This window comes from Pseudomonas granadensis (genome assembly GCF_900105485.1).
GTDB classification, from domain to species: Bacteria; Pseudomonadota; Gammaproteobacteria; order Pseudomonadales; family Pseudomonadaceae; genus Aquipseudomonas; species Aquipseudomonas granadensis.
Genome location: NZ_LT629778.1, coordinates 816,405 through 835,925 on the forward strand (window position 1 = coordinate 816,405; position 19,521 = coordinate 835,925).

General features: G+C 61.4%; 14 protein-coding genes. 5 read left to right on the plus strand and 9 right to left on the minus strand.

Features of this window, described 5'->3' with window-relative positions:
• Nucleotides 1-64: 64 nt before the first annotated feature.
• From BLU52_RS03470 to BLU52_RS03505, 8 genes are all read right to left on the minus strand, one after another.
• Entirely contained in the window at nucleotides 65-5,773 is a 5,709-nt protein-coding gene (locus tag BLU52_RS03470; protein WP_090281902.1) for a membrane-targeted effector domain-containing toxin, read from the minus strand.
• A 145-nt stretch (nucleotides 5,774-5,918) separates the two neighbouring features.
• Entirely contained in the window at nucleotides 5,919-7,634 is a 1,716-nt protein-coding gene (gene nagE / locus BLU52_RS03475; protein WP_090281903.1) for an N-acetylglucosamine-specific PTS transporter subunit IIBC, read from the minus strand.
• A gap of 34 nt (nucleotides 7,635-7,668) precedes the next feature.
• On the minus strand, nucleotides 7,669-10,182 hold the full coding sequence (gene ptsP / locus BLU52_RS03480) for a phosphoenolpyruvate--protein phosphotransferase (protein ID WP_090281904.1): 2,514 nt from the start codon (nucleotides 10,180-10,182) through the stop codon (nucleotides 7,669-7,671).
• A gap of 34 nt (nucleotides 10,183-10,216) precedes the next feature.
• The gene (locus BLU52_RS03485; RefSeq protein ID WP_090281905.1) at nucleotides 10,217-11,239 is read right to left on the minus strand and encodes an SIS domain-containing protein; all 1,023 of its coding nucleotides are present in this window, start codon (nucleotides 11,237-11,239) and stop codon (nucleotides 10,217-10,219) included.
• Entirely contained in the window at nucleotides 11,220-12,326 is a 1,107-nt protein-coding gene (gene nagA, locus BLU52_RS03490; RefSeq protein ID WP_090281906.1) for an N-acetylglucosamine-6-phosphate deacetylase, read from the minus strand. Before nagA ends, BLU52_RS03485 begins: the two co-directional genes overlap by 20 nt.
• 27 nt (nucleotides 12,327-12,353) lie before the next feature.
• Entirely contained in the window at nucleotides 12,354-13,085 is a 732-nt protein-coding gene (locus tag BLU52_RS03495; RefSeq protein WP_090281907.1) for a GntR family transcriptional regulator, read from the minus strand.
• A gap of 283 nt (nucleotides 13,086-13,368) precedes the next feature.
• Nucleotides 13,369-13,884, minus strand: a complete 516-nt coding sequence (locus BLU52_RS03500) for a L,D-transpeptidase family protein (RefSeq protein ID WP_090281908.1) — start codon at nucleotides 13,882-13,884, stop codon at nucleotides 13,369-13,371.
• A 77-nt stretch (nucleotides 13,885-13,961) separates the two neighbouring features.
• Entirely contained in the window at nucleotides 13,962-14,513 is a 552-nt protein-coding gene (locus BLU52_RS03505) for an NUDIX hydrolase (RefSeq protein WP_090281909.1), read from the minus strand.
• A 147-nt stretch (nucleotides 14,514-14,660) separates the two neighbouring features.
• Between BLU52_RS03505 and BLU52_RS03510 the strand changes: the two genes are divergently transcribed.
• From BLU52_RS03510 to purT, 5 genes are all read left to right on the plus strand, one after another.
• Nucleotides 14,661-15,260, plus strand: a complete 600-nt coding sequence (locus BLU52_RS03510) for a CoA pyrophosphatase (RefSeq protein WP_090281910.1) — start codon at nucleotides 14,661-14,663, stop codon at nucleotides 15,258-15,260.
• A 45-nt stretch (nucleotides 15,261-15,305) separates the two neighbouring features.
• Complete coding sequence (locus tag BLU52_RS03515) at nucleotides 15,306-15,830, plus strand: gamma carbonic anhydrase family protein (RefSeq protein WP_090281911.1); 525 nt, start codon at nucleotides 15,306-15,308, stop codon at nucleotides 15,828-15,830.
• Nucleotides 15,827-16,039, plus strand: a complete 213-nt coding sequence (locus tag BLU52_RS03520) for a DUF1289 domain-containing protein (RefSeq protein ID WP_090281912.1) — start codon at nucleotides 15,827-15,829, stop codon at nucleotides 16,037-16,039. The genes BLU52_RS03515 and BLU52_RS03520 overlap by 4 nt, the downstream gene beginning before the upstream one ends.
• A 225-nt stretch (nucleotides 16,040-16,264) precedes the next feature.
• Nucleotides 16,265-16,732 (plus strand): VUT family protein, encoded by a 468-nt coding sequence (locus BLU52_RS03525; protein ID WP_090281913.1) that lies wholly within the window; start codon nucleotides 16,265-16,267, stop codon nucleotides 16,730-16,732.
• A gap of 100 nt (nucleotides 16,733-16,832) precedes the next feature.
• Nucleotides 16,833-18,014, plus strand: coding sequence for a formate-dependent phosphoribosylglycinamide formyltransferase (gene purT, locus BLU52_RS03530; RefSeq protein WP_090281914.1), 1,182 nt, complete (start codon nucleotides 16,833-16,835; stop codon nucleotides 18,012-18,014).
• A gap of 114 nt (nucleotides 18,015-18,128) precedes the next feature.
• On the opposite strand, the gene BLU52_RS03535 is transcribed toward purT, so the two are convergent.
• Complete coding sequence (locus tag BLU52_RS03535) at nucleotides 18,129-19,445, minus strand: MFS transporter (protein WP_090281915.1); 1,317 nt, start codon at nucleotides 19,443-19,445, stop codon at nucleotides 18,129-18,131.
• Nucleotides 19,446-19,521 lie beyond the last annotated feature (76 nt).

Here is a 19,521-nt window from a genome sequence, read left to right on the forward strand (position 1 = left end):
GGCATAAAAAAAACCACTGGGCTTGCAAACCCAGTGGTTTTAACAACCCGCAAGCGAACCCGCGTTATTTCACCTGCGTCAACTTCACGTCTTTTTCAAGCATCTCGACCAGTGTGCGTAGATATTTGAACCCTTGATCCTTCTTCTCCCAGCGATCGATGAACAACAAGCCTTTGTCATTCACCTGAATCGGCGTGACAACGATGTCGCCGGTCTTGGATTTATGCACCAGGCGGGCACCGCTCGGGCCTTCATGTTCGATCAGGAACAGGCCGGGTTGGGTCAGTTTGCTGCGGCTGACAGACGGCGTCGCGGCTGGTTTTTTCGTTCCGGCAACGGCTACTTCCATGAGGAAATCGCTTTGCAGTCCCCGGTCGGCGACGACTTCCCCCGCACCGCGGTGAATGTCTCTGGCGAGCTCAGTGGTGGTGTCGCGTACATGGAGGCTGACGGCTGATAGAGTGTCCGCCAGACCCGGTACACCCAGGTTGTAATTGGTGTGCGCATTGCCAATGAGCGCCACCCATTTGTGCGGCCCGTTCGCCAGTTGGTCGGCCTCGATCACTTGGGTTGCGAAATAGCTGAACATCTCGTTTCGTGAAAGATCTTCATCCGACAGGCCCTTGAGGTGATAAGAGCCCGTGCAATCGAGTGCTTTGATCCGGACATTGTATTTCGCCGCTGCCTGATAAACCTCAGTGTACGTATCGTTACCCTCATAGCCGCGCATATGCCCGCGGTCCTGACGGCGCAGATAAGCTTTGAGCCTGCCCGGCATACGTTGGGTCTGTAGAAAGATATTCAGATCGGCCTGATGCAAATCGGTCAAGACATGCTCCATATACAGGGTGTCGTAACCGGCTTGTTTGAGCGACTTCATATATTTTTTCAGCAGCGCTTTGCTCGATACATCCCGATGGACTTCGCCGATCAGCAGGTTCAAACGTCGCTCGGACAATTGCTGCAGGAAAGCTTCGAACGTTGTGTCGGAGGTAAGCGATGGCAGGATCGGCGCCTCGGGAGGGATGTAATCGGTAAACGTGTCTCTGGCTTTTTTCTCCAGACGCGTGCGCATGGCGATGAACGCGTCGTGGGCCGGTTTTTCACTCGATGCTACCGAGCGGAAGCGTGCATCCATGGCGTGGGGGCCATGCAACATTTGCGCAATATTGTCGCGCAGCGAAGGTGCAATGTCATAGTCACTGAAGTGATCAACCACGGCGGCAGTTTCCGCTGGCTTGGAGACCGGTTGGGGAGCTTTGTACGCGGTCGGCGTTTGTATAAGGTAGTCGCCCTTTGCCGTCGCATCCCCGGCGATTGAGCCTGGCGAATCCAGTCCGACACGTTGGGGTTGGTACAGGTCGATGTCTTCAACCCGCACCGCAATAGCGTCGTGCAGGTCGGCCAGGCCAGGCGTCTCGTCGAAGGTGCTCATGCGTGTCTGTTCGGTAAGGACGATCCAGCGCCCTTCGGTTGCATCGGCGATATCGGCGGACAGTGTCTTGTGCGAGTAAAAATTTCTGATGCTGTTGCTTCTTGGGGTCAGTGGCGAGATGTCGGAAAACACCATGGCGTGCTCCAGCTGATAACTGGTCGAGGCGTCCAGCGCATGGATCGTCAAGCCCTCTTTCCGGGCTGCTTGCACCAGTGCCAGATACGAGTATGGCGCATCCTTCTCGTGCCCCAGCGCGCGGTCAACCGCTTTGAGATGGGTTTTGATGTGTTTCCAGGTGCCACCCTTGTTCATTTTCTCCAGCTTGAGGTTAAACACATCCCCCGGCAGATACTCGACGTAAAGGCGCTTGAAACCGCCCGCTGCGAGTTCGTCCATCTGATCGATCAGCAATTGTTTGCTGGCGATAGAGCCGGGTTGGGCGCCGATCACCAGGTTTTTCCCTTTGAATGCGTCGCTGGCGATCAACCGTGCGGGTGGCATGTCAGCGGCAACCGCCGGAACTTCGGCACGAGCGGGCAGGGGGGCGAGTTCGGCGAAATGACGCGTGGCATCAGTGGTGAGTTTTTCGACCTGTTTCAGGTAGGCGGTGCGTGTCGAGGCGAGGCCCTCGACTGCACCGATAAGGATCGCATTGGGATTGAGTCCCATGTAGTCCTGACTGCGCAGGATGATGTCCTCTCGGTTTTGCGGATTCATCACCATTTCGACGCGCTGCCGGTACTTGTCCGCCACGCCATAATCCTTGTATGGGCCCGGTGTCTCTGGCACGGCATCGTATTTTGGCGCGCCGCCGGCCACTCCGCTGCGCACCATCACGCCATCTGCATTGGGCACCGCCAGGATGCCGGTCGAGACGAGGTCCGGTGAGTTCGGCTGGTGTCGATAAAGCAGATAACGCCCGAGGGCATCGGGATTGTTCCCCGTATGGAACAATTGACCTTTGAACACCACCACACGCATGTCGTCCCACTCGGGTTGAGGCGCAGCCTGATTGACCAGCGTCATGACGTTTTGCTGTTCATTGCCGGCACTGGCGATCGCCTGGCGCAACGGCCGACGCACGGGTTTGAGTGAACGCAGGACGGGACGCAAATCAGTCAACACTGCGCCAGCACTGTTTAACAGATAACCGAGAAAATGCCGGAAGGCTTCGCCGTGGTCGCCCTGGCGATAAGCGTGCAGGGCGAGCATGGCGTCCTTGAAGGCCAGCAGCAGTCCGGTGCTCAAACTGAGTAGCGGGAATGGGGCGGTGGCAATCGCGGCGAGCCATTCGACAGTGGTCCAGACCAGGCCGGTAATCATCTCGGCTCGACTGGTGGTGGTGGCGTGGACGTTGTCGATTCGGCGTTGCAGCTTCATGTTGTACAGCGCCGCGCGCAAATCGCTGACGGCAGCGGTGGCGGGTGTCGGATCGTAGCGCGCCGGGCTGGGCGTGGTTTTATTGAGGTTTTTGGGCAGCTGTTTTTTCGCATTTTCAAGGAACGTTCGCACGCGCGTCTGCGCACTCACGCCAATCCGGGATGTGAGGTATTCGATCATGCCGGCCTGCTGCTGGAGCAAGTAGTTGAACAGCCGCGCTTCGCGAAACCTGACACCGTCCGGTGCGTCCGGGGTGTAGAGCAAAACCGGATTATCGGCATGGCCGAACAGCCATGTATCGATCACCCATTCGCCGTCGATCATCAAGCGATGAATGGGAAACTTCGTGCGAGTGGGGCCAGCGCTTTCATCCATGCTGCTGATGCTTTGCTCCAGCCACTGCAGATCACGGCTGGCGATATGGCCCTGTAATTGGCATTCCAGCGCGGCGCTTTTCATCTGATGCTGAGTGATCGCCAGTGTCGCGTTGCGCCTGAAATCGTAACCTTCGCTCGTCGAACTTTGCAGGTCACTCTTGACCTTGTTGGTGTAGCGTTCACCGATCCATACTCCCGTGACCGAGCGCGCAACATTCTGTGCAGTCAGGCTGCTGACGTCGATGCCCGGCGGGCCTTTGAAACGGGCCGAGCGAGAAAATTTGGCATCGAGAAAACCCACGCCATCGGCATAACCGTCGCGATACAGCTGTGTGTACGACAGCGGTTTGGGGGTCAATGCGGGCACGATGGACATCGGCGAGTAAGCCCATACGGTATCCGGGTCGACATCGTTGGCCGTGCGCTTGAGCAAGCGGTTCAGACTGGCCTTTGCTTGTTGGTGCACGTAGTCATCAAAAGCCGGGAAGTGGTTGCCGGACAAGGCGTGCTGGTTGAATGCCTGCAACGCGCCGTCGGCGTCCTCGCTCAACGTCGACAGCTTTCTACGGTTGGCCGCCGTCGTCGAGCGATACCACAGTGGCGTGCTGAAATCGTAGTCGTCAACGCGCGTAGCGAGCACGTGTTCGGCCATCGCTTTCAGGCAAGCAAGGTGGTCGCCACAGTTATCGAAAGAGACCTTTTGGTGCTCCAGCGCTTCAGGCTTGAAGCTCAGGCCCGCCAGTACCTTGCGCAGCGTCGGACGAAAGCGCATCGGTGCGCGGCTGATCAGGTAGCCCGCCATGCTCTCAGCGCTATCGCTGTGCTTCGCCCAGCCCAGCAGATGAGTCTGGCATTCACGCTCACTGCCGAAGGCCTGAAACTGTTGCTCGCGAGGGGCCTGCGGCGTGCACAGCAAGATGCGCTTGATCGCGCCGCTGGCGTCGCTCTGGCGCAGGATCCACAAATCCTGCAATTGTGCGCCGTGCAGCGACAAGGTGGCGGCGCGCAGATGCGGATCGCCGCCGCTGCGCAAGCGCTCGATCAGTGGCAAATCACTGTCGAGCAGGTGCCCTTGCAGCACTGCTGCGTGGGCGAGGGCGACGATACGTTGATCAAGCATTCGCTCAAGGGCAGGCCTGATGGGGGCACCTGCGTGCATCTCCTGTTGCAGGCGATTGAAGTCAACGCGCGGTTCCAGACCTATCGCTTGTTTGACCAGCCAGGCCGGCGTCAGGTCAGCATGGTCTGGCGACAAGGGTGCGCCGTCATAGGTGAGGGTGGTGTAGCTCAGGAATTCCGACCCCGGTAATTCGTCGCCAGTGTGCGGGCCGCGCAAAGACAGGTCGAGCAGATTGCCTTGATGGACATAAACGCCGTAGCCGGGCACTCGGCGGTTAGTGCTGATCTGCAGTTTTTCCGGTTCGAGATCGTCGATTTCCAGATCATCGCTCAGACGTTCCAGCCATTGCTGACGAGCCAGTGCCGTCAGGGTACCCACGGGCTCCATCAGATCCAGCAAATATTTGCGCGCCTGCTGGTAGTTGCTCAAGTGCTGAGCCAATTCGAGCTGTTTTGCGCTGCTGGCGCTGCGGTACCAGTCCGGTGCGCTGTAGCGCAGATGGCGTTCGAACAGGGTTTGTGCGCGAAGCTCAAGACGTGGCGTCAGATCCGGCAGGGCGGCGGCGATCGCTTTATCGAGCGCCGCAAGCAACAGCTTGGGGGCTTGCTGCGGGTTGTCGGCGAAGCTCAAGGCGCGCTCGATATCCTGCGTGCGTTTTTCGATCAGGGCGTCGTAAATATGTTCGAACAACGGTTTGCTGTCGATGGGCGTGAGCGACAGCGGCCAGATTCCTGCGGCACCGACATCGTGGTATCGCGTCGGCAGCAAATGCATGAAATCGTCGTGGCCGCTGCGCGAGTTCAGCGACTCGCGCAGGTAGGTGTCGAGATCGGCCAGCGAACTGAAGAATTCAATACCACGTGCGGGAGTGAACAGCACGGCGTAGCCGACGCTCTGGTCTGTCAGCAAGTCGCTGACTCGCGGGCTGTCTTTCTCCGTGACAACAAACGCGCCGGCGAAGTCGACTGTGTTGTTTTGATAACTGAATTGCAGCGCATAAATGGCGGGACGCAGCATCGGTCCCAGATCAAGTTTATTCAGCAGTTCGCCGGCTTGCGGGAGGAGCAGGCGATCACTGACGGCTTGCCGCGCTTCGTGGCCGATGGCGGTGAATCCGGCATCGTAGTTCAGGAAGGTTTTCGCCGGTTTGCCGTCGATCTGGTCGCGCAGGTCCAGGTTGATCAGTTGGGTGTTGAGGCGGATCTTCAGCGTCGCGATGAGCTTTTTGCCTGTGACGCTTTGCAGGTCGCTCGTTTCCAGCGTCTGGTAGAGCGCGCGGCTGCGTTGCAGGTAGCCGGTGCGGTAGGTTTTCAACTGCTCGTTGAGTTTTTTCAGGTAGGCCTGTTCGGTGCTCGGCGGGTGCTCGGGAAGCAGTGGATCAGGTGTCTGGAACAGGTAGTCGCCGATCTGGTTGAGATCACTTTTGATCTCTTCGGGTGTGGGGGCTTTGGGCGTGCTCATGGGCACTTTCTCCAGGCTGGGGATGAGGGGCCAGCATGGCGAGGGGGATGTTTTGAGGGGTGGTATATATGTAGGGTCTTTGGCGTACACCTCGTTGCGAGGAGAGCGAGCCCCTCACGAAGAGGCCCGCCGTGACGCTGAAAATTCAAGCTTGCGCGCTGACCTCTCGGCGACTCGCCAAACGCTCGATTGCCTCACTCAGACTTGCTGCCTTGTCTCCTACCAGCAAATGCCAGACCCCGCCCTGAAGTTGGCTGACGCCCTGACATCCCAGCGCTTTGAGATGCGTCTCGGACAACGCCTCACCATCGGCCAGTTGCAGACGAATCCGGGTCAGGGCGATGCAATCGAGCTGCAGCACATTGTCGCCACCGCCTAACGCTTTCAGCCATTGCTGCGCCTCGGCACTGGCGACTGTCAGCGATTTCGGCTCATCGACAACCGCCGTCGGCGAGGGGACCGGAGCGCGACCCAACGTCGGCAGAGCGAGGCGAATTTCGTCGGCAATGCTGTCGGCCAGCGGCCCGACCACCACCTGCAGACTGCCGCCCTTGCCGGGGCGAACCACGGCCATCGCGCCGAGTGCTTTCAACTCGCTATCCAGCGCCTTGTTGCGATCGACCATCTCCAGGCGCAGGCGCGTTGTACAAGCACCCACCGTCAGCAGGTTCTCGGCGCCGCCCAAAGCCTTGATATAGGCACTGGCGCGCTCGTTCTCGGTGAGTACGGCTTTCTCTGCGACCGCCACATCTTCGCGTCCCGGTGTTTTCAGATTGAAACGACGGATGCAGAAATCGAAAACGCAGTAATAGACGACCGCATAAGCCAGCCCGATCGGAATCACCAGCCAGCCATTGGTCGAGCGACCCCAGCCGAGAATCATATCGATGAAACCACCGGAGAAAGTGAAGCCGAGGTGGACGTTCAGGCCATTGGTGATCGCCATCGACAGGCCGGTCAGCAAGGCGTGCAGGAGGAACAACAGCGGCGCGAGGAACATGAACGCGAACTCGATCGGCTCGGTTACCCCAGTCAAAAACGAGGTCAGGGCCATCGACAGGAAAATCCCGCCCATGACCTTGCGCCGCTCCGGCAAGGCATTGCGATACATCGCCAGACACGCCGCCGGGAGGCCGAAGATCATCATCGGGAACATCCCGGTCATGAACTGGCCGCCCTTCGGATCGCCAGCGAAATAGCGCGACAGATCGCCCGTCACCAGTGCGCCGGTACTCGGATCGGTGAAGTTGCCAAACACGAACCATGCCATGTTGTTGAGGATGTGGTGCAGACCGGTGACGATCAGCAGGCGGTTGAACACGCCGAACACGAACGCGCCGATACTGCCGCTTTCCATCATCAGCGCGCCAAACGCGTTGATGCCGTGCTGGATCGGCGGCCAGATATAGCCGAACAGCACGCCCAGCCCGACCGCGGCGAATCCGGTGACGATCGGCACGAATCGCCGGCCGCCGAAGAACGCCAGATACTCTGGCAGCTTGATGTCCTTGAAACGGTTGTACAGTGCGCCGGCCATCAGACCGCTGACGATGCCGGCGAGCATGCCCATGTTGATGGTCGAATCAAGGACCTTCAGGGTCGAGATCATCACCAGATAGCCGATCACCCCGGCCAGGCCCGCCGTGCCGTTGTTGTCCCTGGCGAAACCGACGGCGATGCCGATGGCGAAGATCATCGCCAGGTTGGCGAAGATCACCTGCCCGGCGTCATGAATGATGGCGATGTTCAACAGGTCGGTATCGCCCAGGCGCAGCAACAGGCCGGCGATCGGCAGGATCGCGATCGGCAGCATCAGCGCGCGGCCGAGGCGTTGCAGGCCTTCGATGAAGAGTTGGTACATGGTGGTTCTCCTGCTCTTTAGCGAGAGCTTGTTGTTAGGGCAGCGGCCAATGCTGCTGGCAGGCGTGACGCACGGCGGCGGCGCTGCCGAGCTTGAGCAGGTCATGGCTCAGACGCTGGCATTCGCCTTGGTGCACCTGCCGTACGCGGTCCTTGATTTCACCGATCTGCACCGGGCTGACCGACAGTTCGGTCACGCCGAGGCCGATCAGCACCGGCGTCGCCAGCGGATCGGAGGCGAGGGCGCCGCAGACGCCGACCCAGCGTTTGTGCACTGCCGCACCGGCGCAGGTCATGGCGATCAACCGCAGCAATGCCGGGTGCAGGGCATCGACGCGCGCCGCCAGACCAGCATGGTCGCGGTCCATGGCTAACGTGTATTGCGACAGGTCGTTGGTGCCGATGGAGAGAAAGTCGGCGTGCTCGGCCAGCTGTTCGGCTTGCAGCGCGGCCGCGGGCACTTCGATCATCACGCCGATTTCCGGGCGCTCAGTGATGTTCAGTTCCACACATAACGCATCGAGCTGCTGACGAATCTGCAGCAGTTCGTCGACTTCGGTGACCATCGGCAAGAGGATCCGGCAGCGGCGCAACGGGCGGACTTGCAACAGCGCGCGCAATTGCTGATCAAGGATTTCCGGGCGCGCCTGCGCCAGACGAATGCCGCGCAGACCGAGCACCGGGTTGGCTTCGGCGGGCAGCGGCAGGTAGTCCAGTTGCTTGTCGCCGCCAACGTCGATGGTGCGGATGATCACCGACTTGTCGCCCATGGCGTCGAGCACCGCTTGATAAGCGCTGCGCTGCTCCTCGACATCCGGCGCAGTCTGGCGGTCGACGAACAGAAACTCGGTGCGCAGCAGACCGACGCCATCGGCGCCGTAGGCGAAGGCGTCTGCGGCTTCGCTGTCGGAGGCGACGTTGGCGACGACTTCGATGGCCACGCCATTGCGCGTTTCGGCGGGCAAGTGAGCCTTGGCCAGTTGCGCGTCGCGACGCTGCTGGCGCTCGATTTGCGCTTGTTGCACATCGGCCAGACGCCTGCTGTTCGGCGCGAGTTCGAGGCGACCGCCATCAGCATCCAGCACCACCGCCTGGCCTTGCGCCTGATCGAGCAAGGCCGAACCCAGTGCGACCATGCACGGCAAGCCTTTGCCGCGAGCGAGAATCGCCACATGTGAGGTTGCGCCGCCCTCGGCCATGCACAACCCGGCGACCCCTTGCGCGCTGAGTTGCAGCAGATCCGACGGAGTCAGTTCATGCGCCGCGACAATCGCAGCGGCCGGTATATCGTAGTGCCAGGCCTCGCCGAGCAGGGCGCGCAGCACTCGTTGCTTGAGGTCGCGCAGATCATTGGCGCGCTCGGCCAACAATGGGCTGCCGGTGCCTTGGAGCATGTCGCATTGCGCGTCGATCGACTGACTCCAGGCGTGAGTCGCCGCGCTGCCTTGCTGGATCAGTTGCTCTGCGGCGTCTAGCAGTGCCGGGTCTTCGAGCAGGGCCATGTGCGCGGCGAAGATGGCTTCTTCGTCGGCGTTGTTGTGCTTTTTCGCCTGGGCGAGAGTGGCGGCGATGTCGCTGCGCACCGCGTTCAATGCCGCATCGAGAGTGTGTTGTTGCTGCACTGGATCGTGGTTGCCCGCATCCGCCGGCAAGCTGATTGCGTTCAAGCGAAACAACGGCCCGGCGACCAGCCCCGGCGCCGCGCAAACACCGTGCAACACACCCGCCTCGGCGGGGCGTTTCAGCGGCGCCGTGCTGACTGGCGCTTTAGCGTGATGATCATCCGACAGTGCGGTGGACAATGCGCTGAGCAAGGCTTGCAGCGCCGCTTCGGCATCCGCGCCCTGACAGCTGACCTGGATCTCGTCCTGCTCGCCAATCGCCAGGCCCATCAGGCCGATCAGGCTGTTGCACGGCGCCGACTTACCGGCGAAGTGCAGCTTTGACTGACTGTTGAAACCCTGCGCAGTCTGGCGGATCAGCGCCGCCGGACGGGCATGCAAGCCACCGCGATGGGCCACGCGCACCTGCCCGCGAACTTCGGGGCCAGCGCTGGCTTCAACACCTGCCACTGAGTCGTTGCGTGCGACGATGTGCAGCAACGGCTCGCCGACTTTCACCGCTTTGAGCGTGATCGGGCGCACCTGAAAGTCGTGGCTGTTGGTCAGGATCAACAGGCTGACCAGACTTTTGCAGTGCTGGCCGACCTGGTCCTGGTCATAGCGCAACAACGGCTGGCCGAGGCTGACCCGCTGATTTTCGCTGACCAGCATCGAGAAGCCGGCACCGTTCAACTCAACGGTATCGAGGCCCAGGTGCAGAAGAATCTCGGCACCGTTGTCAGCGCGTACAGTAACGGCGTGAGCGGTGCGCGCCACATGGATGATCACCCCGGCGCACGGCGAGTACAGCGTATCGTTGAGCGGGTCGATGGCAATGCCGTCGCCCATCGCGCCGCTGGCGAACACCGCGTCCGGGACTTTGGCGAGCGTCAGCACCGGCCCGCTGAGCGGGGCGCTGAGGGTCAGCTCTTTATTGTTGTTGTGCATGGCTCGGTCTCATCAGGTATGCAGTCAGGGGCACTCAGTGGGTGCGGGTCACTTTGCTCAGGTGGCGCGGCTGATCCGGGTCCATGCCCCGGGCCACGGCGAGGCCTGCGGCCATGACGTAGAAGCTCTGGATCGCCAGAATCGGGTCGAGGGCCGGGTGTTCGGCGCGGCTCAGGGTCAGGTCACGCTCGGCCACGTCATCAGGGGCAGCCAGCAACACGCGGGCGCCGCGCTGGCGCATTTCTGCCGCGAGGCTCAACAGCCCGGCCTGTTCCGCACCGCGGGGGGCGAATACCAGCAGCGGATAATGTTCGTCGATCAGTGCCATCGGGCCGTGACGGACTTCGGCGCTGCTGAAGGCTTCGGCCTGAATCGCCGAGGTTTCCTTGAATTTCAGCGCCGCTTCCTGAGCGATGGCGAAACCGGCGCCACGGCCAATGACCATCAGCCGCTGGCAATCGCGCAGTGCATCGATGGCGGCGCTCCAGTCTTGGGTCGCCGCTTCGCGCAGTCCTTCGGGCAGGGCGTTGTGTGCCTGCAACAGTTCGTCGTCCTCTTTCCAGTGCGCGACCAGACGGGCGCTGGCGCTGAGGGTGGCGATGAAGCTTTTGGTCGCGGCGACGCTGCTTTCCGTTCCGGCGAGCAGCGGCACGCTGAATTCACACGCCGCTTCCAGCGGTGAATCGGCGGCGTTGACCATCGACACGCTCAACGCGCCACGTTTGCGCAACAGGCGCAGGCTGTTGACCAGGTCCGGGCTTTGTCCCGACTGGGAAAAGGCAAACGCGACCTGACCGCTGACCTTCAATGGCGCCTGCTGCATGGTCACCACCGACATCGGCAACGACGCCACCGGCACGCCCAGTTGCTGCATGGTCAGGTAGGCAAAATAGCTCGCCGCGTGGTCGGAGCTGCCGCGCGCGACGGTCATCGCCACTTGCGGCGGCTGACGGCGCAGACGCCCGGCGATCTCGATCAGCTGCGGGTCGAGCTGTTGCAGCTGAGCGTGCACGGCCTCGAACGAGGACAGTGCCTCCTCAAGCATTTTTGAAGTCAATGTCTTCTCCTTCGACCATGACAGCGGTCAGTGTGAGTGAACGATCGAGCCGCACGCAGTCGGCCCAGGCGCCGGGAGCGAGGCGCCCGCGTTCGTTGAGGCCGAGGTAATCGGCGGGGAATTGCGACAGGCGTTGCGAGGCTTCGCTGATCGGCAGACCGATCTTCACCAGATTGCGCAGGGCCTGATCCATGGTCAGCGTGCTGCCGGCCAGGGTGCCGTCGGGCAGACGTACGCCGCCCAGGCATTTGGTCACGGTGTGGCTGCCGAGCTTGTATTCGCCGTCGGGCATGCCGGCGGCGGCAGTCGAATCGGTCACGCAGTACAGGCACGGGATCGAACGCAACGCGACGCGGATCGCACCGGGGTGCACATGTAGCAAATCCGGGATCAGCTCGGCGTATTGCGCGTGGGCCAGCGCCGCGCCGACGATGCCCGGCTCGCGGTGATGCAGCGGGCTCATGGCGTTGTACAGATGGGTGAAGCTGGTAGCGCCGGCGTTCAACGCGGCAACCCCTTCTTCATAGCTGCCGAGGGTGTGGCCGATCTGCATGCGGATACCGCGGCTGCTCAGCTCACGAATCAACTCGTCGTGGCCGGCGATTTCCGGCGCGATGGTGATCACCCGGATCGGCGCCAGGGCCAGATATTCTTCGACTTCAGCCATCAACGCGGTGTGCGCGAAGTTCGGTTGCGCGCCGAGTTTGCCGGGATTGATATACGGGCCTTCGAGGTGGACGCCGAGGACCCGCGCCGCGCCTTGCGGACGCTGTTCACAGAATTCGCCTACCTCTTTCAGAACGCTGGAAATCTCGGCACTCGGCGCGGTCATGGTTGTGGCCAGCAGCGATGTCGTGCCGAAACGTACGTGGGTTTTGCTGATGGTTTCGAAGGCGCTGGCGCCTTCCATGATGTCTTTGCCACCGCCGCCGTGGACGTGCAGGTCGATGAAACCCGGCAGCAGGTACGGCAGGTCGTTATTGGCAGGGTCGCAGGGCTCGCCTTCGATCGCCACGACTTTGCCGTGAGCGTGGATCAGCCGGCCGCGAATCCAGCCGTCAGCGGTGAGGATGTTGTCTTCGGACATGATGTTTTCTCGGTTCCGGCGCCGCTCTCAGCGGCGCAGCTCTGCGACAAAGTCGTAGTAATCGTTGCGGCAATAGGTGTCGGTGACTTCGATTGGCGTGTTGTCTTCCAGGTAACCGACCCGGGTCATCAGCAACATGGCGGTGCCGGGGGCAATGCCCACCAGTGTGGCGAACTCGTCCGAGGCATTGATCGCCTGGATGTGCTGCAAGGCGCGGACGATCGGCTTACCGATGCCGTCGAGGTATTCGTAGAGCGAATCACCCACCGCTTGCGGTTTGGGCATGATCGAGGCGGGCAGGGTGCTCATCTCGATGGCCATCACGGTGTCGTCGGCTTTGCGCAGACGCTTCATGCGCGCCACCTTGTCGTTCGGCGACAGGCCGAGGCGGATCAGTTCTTCGTGGGTCGGCAGGGTTATTTCGCGCTCCAGCCAGTGCGAGCTGGGGACGAAGCCCTTGAGGCGGAGCATTTCGCTGAAACCGGAAAGGCGCGACAGCGGTTGTTCGAGGCGCGGGGTGATGAACGTGCCAGAACCTTGCAGACGGCGGATCAGGCCTTGCTCCAGCAGGACTTCCAGCGCCTTGCGTGCGGTCACTCGGGAAATCCCCAGCCATTCACTGAGATTGCGCTCCGATGGCATCGCCTGTTCGGCTTTCCATTGCCCGGCATGGATCGCCGCTTCCAGATTGCGCGCCAGTTGCAGGTACAGCGGCGTCGGCTGGGCGTCATCGGGGCGTAGGGCGAGGAGATCGTTCATGTAGGGCATTTCCGGCGCGGATATAGGATTGTTGTCGCTCGGCAGTCGGGCGAAAACTAATACCACTTGCATACCATGTCAACGCAAGGAAAGCCGGTTTTCACGCTTGCAGGGGCCTTGGCTGGAGGGTGGGTTTCAAGTGGTATTAGTGGTGAGCAGGGAGCACAAAAAAAACCGCAGCCTGGATCAGCCCCGCCGGTAAGAGTGGTATCACCGGACAGACGCTGAAGCAGGCTGCGATTTTTTTATTTATTTTTCGGGCCGACCGGCGGTCGCGCTGAAATTACGGACGAATCTCGATCATCGTGCCGTCCGGCACCAGATTCCACACTTCGCGCATGTCGACATTGCGCATGGCGATGCAGCCGTCGGTCCAGTCGAGGGTGTGGAACAACTGCTCCGGGTTGTCTTCGGAGTCCGGCGTGCCGTGGATCATGATCATGCCGCCGGGCTCGACGCCTTCGCGGCGAGCGCGGGCCGAGTCACTGATGTTCGGGTAGGAAATGTGCATCGACAGGTTGAATTTGTCGCTGGTCTTGCGCCAGTCGATCCAATAGAAACCTTCCGGCGTGCGCTTGTCGCCTTCGATCAGTTTCGGACCTTTCTTCGCGCCCTTGCCCAACGAAATGCGGTAGGTCTTCAGGGGTTTACCGTCGGTGATCAATTGCAGTTGATGCGCCGATTTGAGCACCAGGACTTTTTCGATCAATGGCGTATTCGACGGTGTCACGGTGGTCACGAATGACGCTTGCGAGACTGTGACGAATGACAGGCAAAACAGGGCAAGCAACCAGCGCATTGAAACGATTCCCCAAAAGTGACGCAGATACAGGTTGGACAGCGGTGTGTGGTGTTATCGGCCGGTGCGCGACGAAATCAAGTGATGGCTGGTTGCGCCAGCGGTGGAATCGATTCCGAACGCACCGGGTAACTTTCGACGCGCCGATCCGCGAAGAAACATTCCAGCGTGCGCCCCACTGTGCGGAAAGCCAGATCGTCCCAAGGGATGTCCGCTTCGTCGAACAGCTGCACCTCGAGGCTTTCGGGACCGGCGGCAAAATCCAGATCGACCAGCTCGGCGCGGAAGAATACATGCACCTGGCTGATGTGCGGTACGTCGATCAGCGTGTAGATGCTCAGGTTGCGCACGCGGGCGCAGGCTTCTTCGGCGGTTTCGCGCACGGCGGCCTGCTCGATGGTCTCGCCGTTTTCCATGAAACCGGCGGGCAGGGTCCAGTAGCCCAGGCGCGGTTCGATGGCGCGGCGACAGAGCAGTACCTGGCGGCCCCAGGTCGGCACACATCCGGCGACGATATTGGGATTCTGATAATGAATGGTCTGGCAGCTTTCGCAGACATAGCGCAGTCGCGAATCGCCTTCGGGAATGCGCTGGGTGACCGGGTTACCGCAGTGGCTGCAAAATTTCATGCTGAGGTTCCTGAATGCTGCGCCTATCTTGGCGTGCAGCGGTGCCGGTCGGCAAGTTGTCGTTTCGCGACACGTCGGGTTTCGGGGGCTTGGGCGCTCGCATCGATTGGTGCATGATGCCGGGTAAGGTACCGATCGAGAACACTCATGCTGGATGAGCTACTGCATAGGGTAAGCAACCACACACCGCGCACGCTGGAGACCGACGCACGCTTTCCCGAGGCCGCCGTACTGGTGCCGATCACCCGCAGCGACGAGCCGGAGCTGGTCCTGACCCTGCGCGCCAGCGGGCTCTCGACCCACGGCGGCGAAGTCGCCTTCCCGGGTGGTCGACGTGACCCGGAAGACCCGGACCTGATCTTCACCGCGCTGCGAGAAGCCGAAGAGGAAATCGGCCTGCCACCGGGGCTGGTGGAAGTCATCGGTCCGCTCAGTCCGCTGATCTCCCTGCATGGCATCAAGGTCACGCCGTACGTCGGGGTGATTCCCGATTTCGTCGAATACCAGCCCAACGACGCCGAAATCGCTGCGGTGTTCAGCGTGCCGCTGGAGTTCTTCCGCAAAGACCCGCGCGAGCACACCCATCGCATCGACTATCAGGGCCGCAGCTGGTACGTGCCGAGCTACCGCTTCGACGAGTACAAGATCTGGGGACTGACGGCGATGATGATCGTCGAACTGGTCAATCTGCTCTATGACGCCAGGATCAACCTGCACGAGCCGCCGAAAAGCTTCATCAATACCTAGCCATCGTTCGAATGGCCCATCACCGCAAGCCCTGAGGACCACACCATGAAATACCGCCTGGGCGACGCCCGTGTCGAAACCCATCCACAGAGCTGGGTCGCCCCCAACGCCGTGCTTGTGGGCAAGGTCAGACTGGAAGAGGGCGCCAACGTCTGGTTCAACGCCGTGCTGCGCGGTGACAACGAACTGATCCTGATCGGCAAGAACAGCAATGTGCAGGACGGCACGGTGATGCACACCGACATGGGCTACCCGCTGACCATTGGCACCGGCGTAACCATCGGCCACAACGCCATGCTGCACGGCTGCACGGTCGGCGATTACAGCCTGATCGGCATCAACGCGGTGATCCTCAACGGTGCGAAGATCGGCAAGAACTGCATCATCGGCGCCAACTCGCTGATTGGCGAGGGCAAGGAGATTCCCGATGGCTCGCTGGTGATGGGCTCGCCGGGCAAGGTTGTACGCGAACTCACCGAGGCGCAAAAGAAGATGCTCGAAGCCAGCGCCGCCCACTATGTGCATAACTCGCAGCGTTATGCCCGCGATCTGGCCGAGCAAGAACAATGACTAGCGCTGAACGACCTGTTGCCTCGCCCTGCGTCAATATCTGTGCGCTGGATGAGGCTGATGTCTGTACCGGGTGCCAGCGTACCGTGGAAGAAATTACCCGCTGGAGCCGCATGAACAATGACGAGCGCCGGGTGGTACTGGGGTTGTGTCATGAGCGGGCGAAGGCCAGTGGGGTTGTGTGGATGTTGCCGGCGAAATCTTCGTGAACGTTAGAAGCCCCTCACCCTAGCCCTCTCCCGGGGGGAGAGGGGACTGACCGAGGTGTTTTTTGCTGTACGCCGACCTGAAACACCGAGTCGAACCCAGATTTTGAACAGCCCCCGATCTGCTCCCTTTCCCCCTCGCCCCCTTGGGGAGAGGGCTGGGGTGAGGGGGTGGCTCTTGACCTTGCGGTCCAGTAACCTGTGCGCCAAACCACCAGGTCACCCTCCATGATTTTCCTCATCGCCTACATCAGCAGCGTAGTGCTGATCAACTTCGCCTTCTCCACCGCGCCGCACCTGGACATCATCTGGTCGGCATGGGGCGGGCTGGTGTTCGTGCTGCGTGACATGGTGCAAACGCGCTTCGGTCACGGTGCAATCGTGGCGATGCTGGCGGCCCTGGTGCTGTCCTACGTCACCTCCGATCCCTCCATCGCCCTGGCAAGTGCCACGGCGTTCGCGGTCTCCGAGTGCATCGACTGGCTGGTGTTCAGCATCACCAAACGGCCGTTGCGCGACCGCCTGTGGATAAGTTCGGCGCTGAGCATTCCCCTCGATACCTTCATCTTTTTCGGCATGATCGATCTGCTGACCCCGCCGGTGATCATCACCGCCCTGGCCTCGAAATTCGCCGGCGTTACCGCCGTGTGGCTGATCATGGCCTGGCGCGAGCGCAAACAGGCTGTCGCCAGCTGAAGCCAAACCCTCGGGTTCATGTAAAATGCCGCGCTTTCTCCCCATGGAAAGCGCGGCTGGCGTTGCTTTCCTCGATGATCCGCTGCTTTGAGGACCTGAGATGACCCGTATCGGAACTCCACTGTCGCCAACCGCGACCCGCGTATTGCTGTGTGGCTGTGGCGAGTTGGGCAAGGAAGTGGTGATCGAGCTGCAGCGCCTGGGCGTTGAAGTGATCGCCGTCGACCGTTACGCCAACGCGCCGGCCATGCAGGTTGCGCATCGCAGCCATGTGATCAACATGCTCGACGGCGCCGCCCTGCGCGCCGTGATCGAAGCCGAGAAGCCGCACTTCATCGTACCGGAAATCGAAGCCATCGCCACCGCCACCCTGGTCGAGCTTGAAGCTGAAGGCTTCACCGTGATCCCGACCGCCCGTGCCGCGCAGTTGACCATGAACCGCGAAGGCATCCGTCGTCTGGCCGCTGAAGAACTCGACCTGCCGACCTCGCCGTATCACTTTGCCGATACCTTCGAGGACTACAGCAAAGCCGTTGAAGACCTCGGCTTCCCATGCGTCGTCAAACCGGTCATGAGCTCGTCGGGCAAAGGCCAGAGCCTGCTGCGCAGCGTCGATGACGTGCAGAAGGCCTGGGACTACGCGCAAGAGGGCGGTCGCGCCGGCAAAGGGCGGGTGATCATCGAAGGTTTCATCGACTTCGACTACGAGATCACCCTGCTGACCGTGCGTCACGTCGGCGGCACCACGTTCTGCGCGCCGGTCGGTCACCGTCAGGAGAAAGGCGATTATCAGGAATCCTGGCAGCCGCAAGCCATGAGCCCGCTAGCCCTGGCTGAATCCGAGCGTGTGGCCAAAGCGGTCACCGAAGCGCTGGGCGGCCGTGGCATCTTCGGCGTCGAGCTGTTCATCAAGGGCGATCAGGTGTGGTTCAGCGAAGTGTCGCCGCGCCCGCATGACACCGGTCTGGTCACGCTGATCTCCCAGGACCTGTCCCAGTTCGCCTTGCATGCGCGGGCGATTCTGGGCTTGCCGGTACCGCTGATCCGTCAGTTCGGGCCATCGGCTTCGGCGGTGATTCTGGTGGAAGGGCAATCGACCCAGACTGCCTTCGCCAACCTCGGCGCCGCGCTGAGCGAGCCGGACACGGCGTTGCGTCTGTTCGGCAAACCTGAAGTCAACGGTCAGCGCCGCATGGGCGTGGCGCTGGCGCGGGATGAATCGATCGAGGCCGCGCGGGCGAAGGCGACCCGTGCGTCTCAAGCGGTTGTTGTAGAGCTCTAAACCGCATCGCGGCCATCGCCAGCAGGCTGGCTCCCACATTGGATTGAGTGATCACAAAATTTGTGGCCAACCGATTACCCCTGTGGGAGCCAGCCTGCTGGCGATGCTGTTGAATCAGGCAACCCGATTCAGATCGTTATTCTTCGTTTCCTTCAGGCACAGCACCGCAATCAAGCTCAGCACCGCGGCCGCCGACACATACCCGCCGACATAACTCAAACCGCCCATTGCCACCAGTTTCTGCGCGAAGAACGGTGCCGCCGAGGCTCCGACAATTCCGCCCAGGTTATACGCCGCCGACGCGCCGGTATAACGCACATGGGTCGGAAACAACTCCGGCAACAGCGCGCCCATCGGCGCGAACGTCACGCCCATCAAGAACAGTTCGATGCACAGGAACAGCGCCACGCCCCAGGTCGAGCCCTGAGTCAGCAACGGTTCCATCAGAAACCCGGAAAGCACCGCCAGCACGCCGCCGATGATCAGCACTGGTTTGCGCCCGTAACGGTCACTCGCCCAGGCTGACAACGGCGTCGCAGCGGCCATAAACAGCACTGCAAAGCACAGCAAGCCGAGGAAGGTCTCGCGGCTGTAACCCAGGGTGGACACCCCGTAGCTCAGGGAAAACACCGTCGAGATATAGAACAGCGCGTAGCACACCACCATCGCCGCTGCGCCCAGCAAGGTCGGCGCCCAGTATTGGCTGAACAGTTCAACCAGCGGCAATTTCACCCGCTCCTGACGAGCAATCGCGTTGGCGAACACCGGCGTTTCGTGCAGCTTGAGGCGTACATACAGGCCGACCATCACCAGCGCGGCGCTGAGCAGAAACGGAATGCGCCAGCCCCAGCTGCGGAACTGCTCGTCATCGAGGGTCATGGCGAGGGTCAGGAACAGACCGTTGGCGGCGAGAAAACCGATCGAAGGCCCCAGCTGCGGGAACATGCCGAACCAGGCGCGCTTGCCTTTCGGCGCGTTTTCCGTGGCCAGCAACGCAGCTCCGCCCCATTCGCCGCCCAGCCCCAGACCTTGGCCGAAGCGCAGCACGCACAACAGAATCGGCGCCCATGCGCCGATGCTGTCGTACCCCGGCAACACGCCGATCAATGTGGTGCAGACGCCCATCAGCAGCAATGAGGCGACCAACGTCGATTTGCGCCCGACGCGGTCACCGAAGTGGCCGAACAGCGCCGAGCCGAGCGGGCGGGCGAGGAAGGCGATGCCGAACGTCAGAAACGCCGAGAGCATCTGTGCGGTGCCCGATGTTTGCGGAAAAAACACCGGCCCGATCACCAGCGCGGCGGCGGTGGCGTAAACGTAGAAGTCGTAGAACTCGATGGCGGTGCCGATAAAACTGGCCGTCGCCACGCGGGTGGCGGAATTGGTCGGCTGGGCAGGCGCGTTGTCGCGCAAAGCGGTCGTGGTGGTCATGCGGTGATCCCTGACAGTCATGAGCTCCGTTGGAGCGAATTATTATGGTCGAACACCCAGGGATGTGGGGTAGGGC

What these genes read in the sequence shown, in the direction of transcription:
- BLU52_RS03470 (WP_090281902.1), bottom strand. Translation starts at nt 5,773, where the DNA reads ATGAGCACGCCCAAAGCCCCCACACCCGAAGAGATCAAAAGTGATCTC.
- nagE (WP_090281903.1), bottom strand. Translation starts at nt 7,634, where the DNA reads ATGTACCAACTCTTCATCGAAGGCCTGCAACGCCTCGGCCGCGCGCTG.
- ptsP (WP_090281904.1), bottom strand. Translation starts at nt 10,182, where the DNA reads ATGCACAACAACAATAAAGAGCTGACCCTCAGCGCCCCGCTCAGCGGG.
- nagA (WP_090281906.1), bottom strand. Translation starts at nt 12,326, where the DNA reads ATGTCCGAAGACAACATCCTCACCGCTGACGGCTGGATTCGCGGCCGG.
- BLU52_RS03495 (WP_090281907.1), bottom strand. Translation starts at nt 13,085, where the DNA reads ATGAACGATCTCCTCGCCCTACGCCCCGATGACGCCCAGCCGACGCCG.
- BLU52_RS03500 (WP_090281908.1), bottom strand. Translation starts at nt 13,884, where the DNA reads ATGCGCTGGTTGCTTGCCCTGTTTTGCCTGTCATTCGTCACAGTCTCG.
- BLU52_RS03505 (WP_090281909.1), bottom strand. Translation starts at nt 14,513, where the DNA reads ATGAAATTTTGCAGCCACTGCGGTAACCCGGTCACCCAGCGCATTCCC.
- BLU52_RS03510 (WP_090281910.1), top strand. Translation starts at nt 14,661, where the DNA reads ATGCTGGATGAGCTACTGCATAGGGTAAGCAACCACACACCGCGCACG.
- BLU52_RS03515 (WP_090281911.1), top strand. Translation starts at nt 15,306, where the DNA reads ATGAAATACCGCCTGGGCGACGCCCGTGTCGAAACCCATCCACAGAGC.
- BLU52_RS03520 (WP_090281912.1), top strand. Translation starts at nt 15,827, where the DNA reads ATGACTAGCGCTGAACGACCTGTTGCCTCGCCCTGCGTCAATATCTGT.
- BLU52_RS03525 (WP_090281913.1), top strand. Translation starts at nt 16,265, where the DNA reads ATGATTTTCCTCATCGCCTACATCAGCAGCGTAGTGCTGATCAACTTC.
- purT (WP_090281914.1), top strand. Translation starts at nt 16,833, where the DNA reads ATGACCCGTATCGGAACTCCACTGTCGCCAACCGCGACCCGCGTATTG.
- BLU52_RS03535 (WP_090281915.1), bottom strand. Translation starts at nt 19,445, where the DNA reads ATGACCACCACGACCGCTTTGCGCGACAACGCGCCTGCCCAGCCGACC.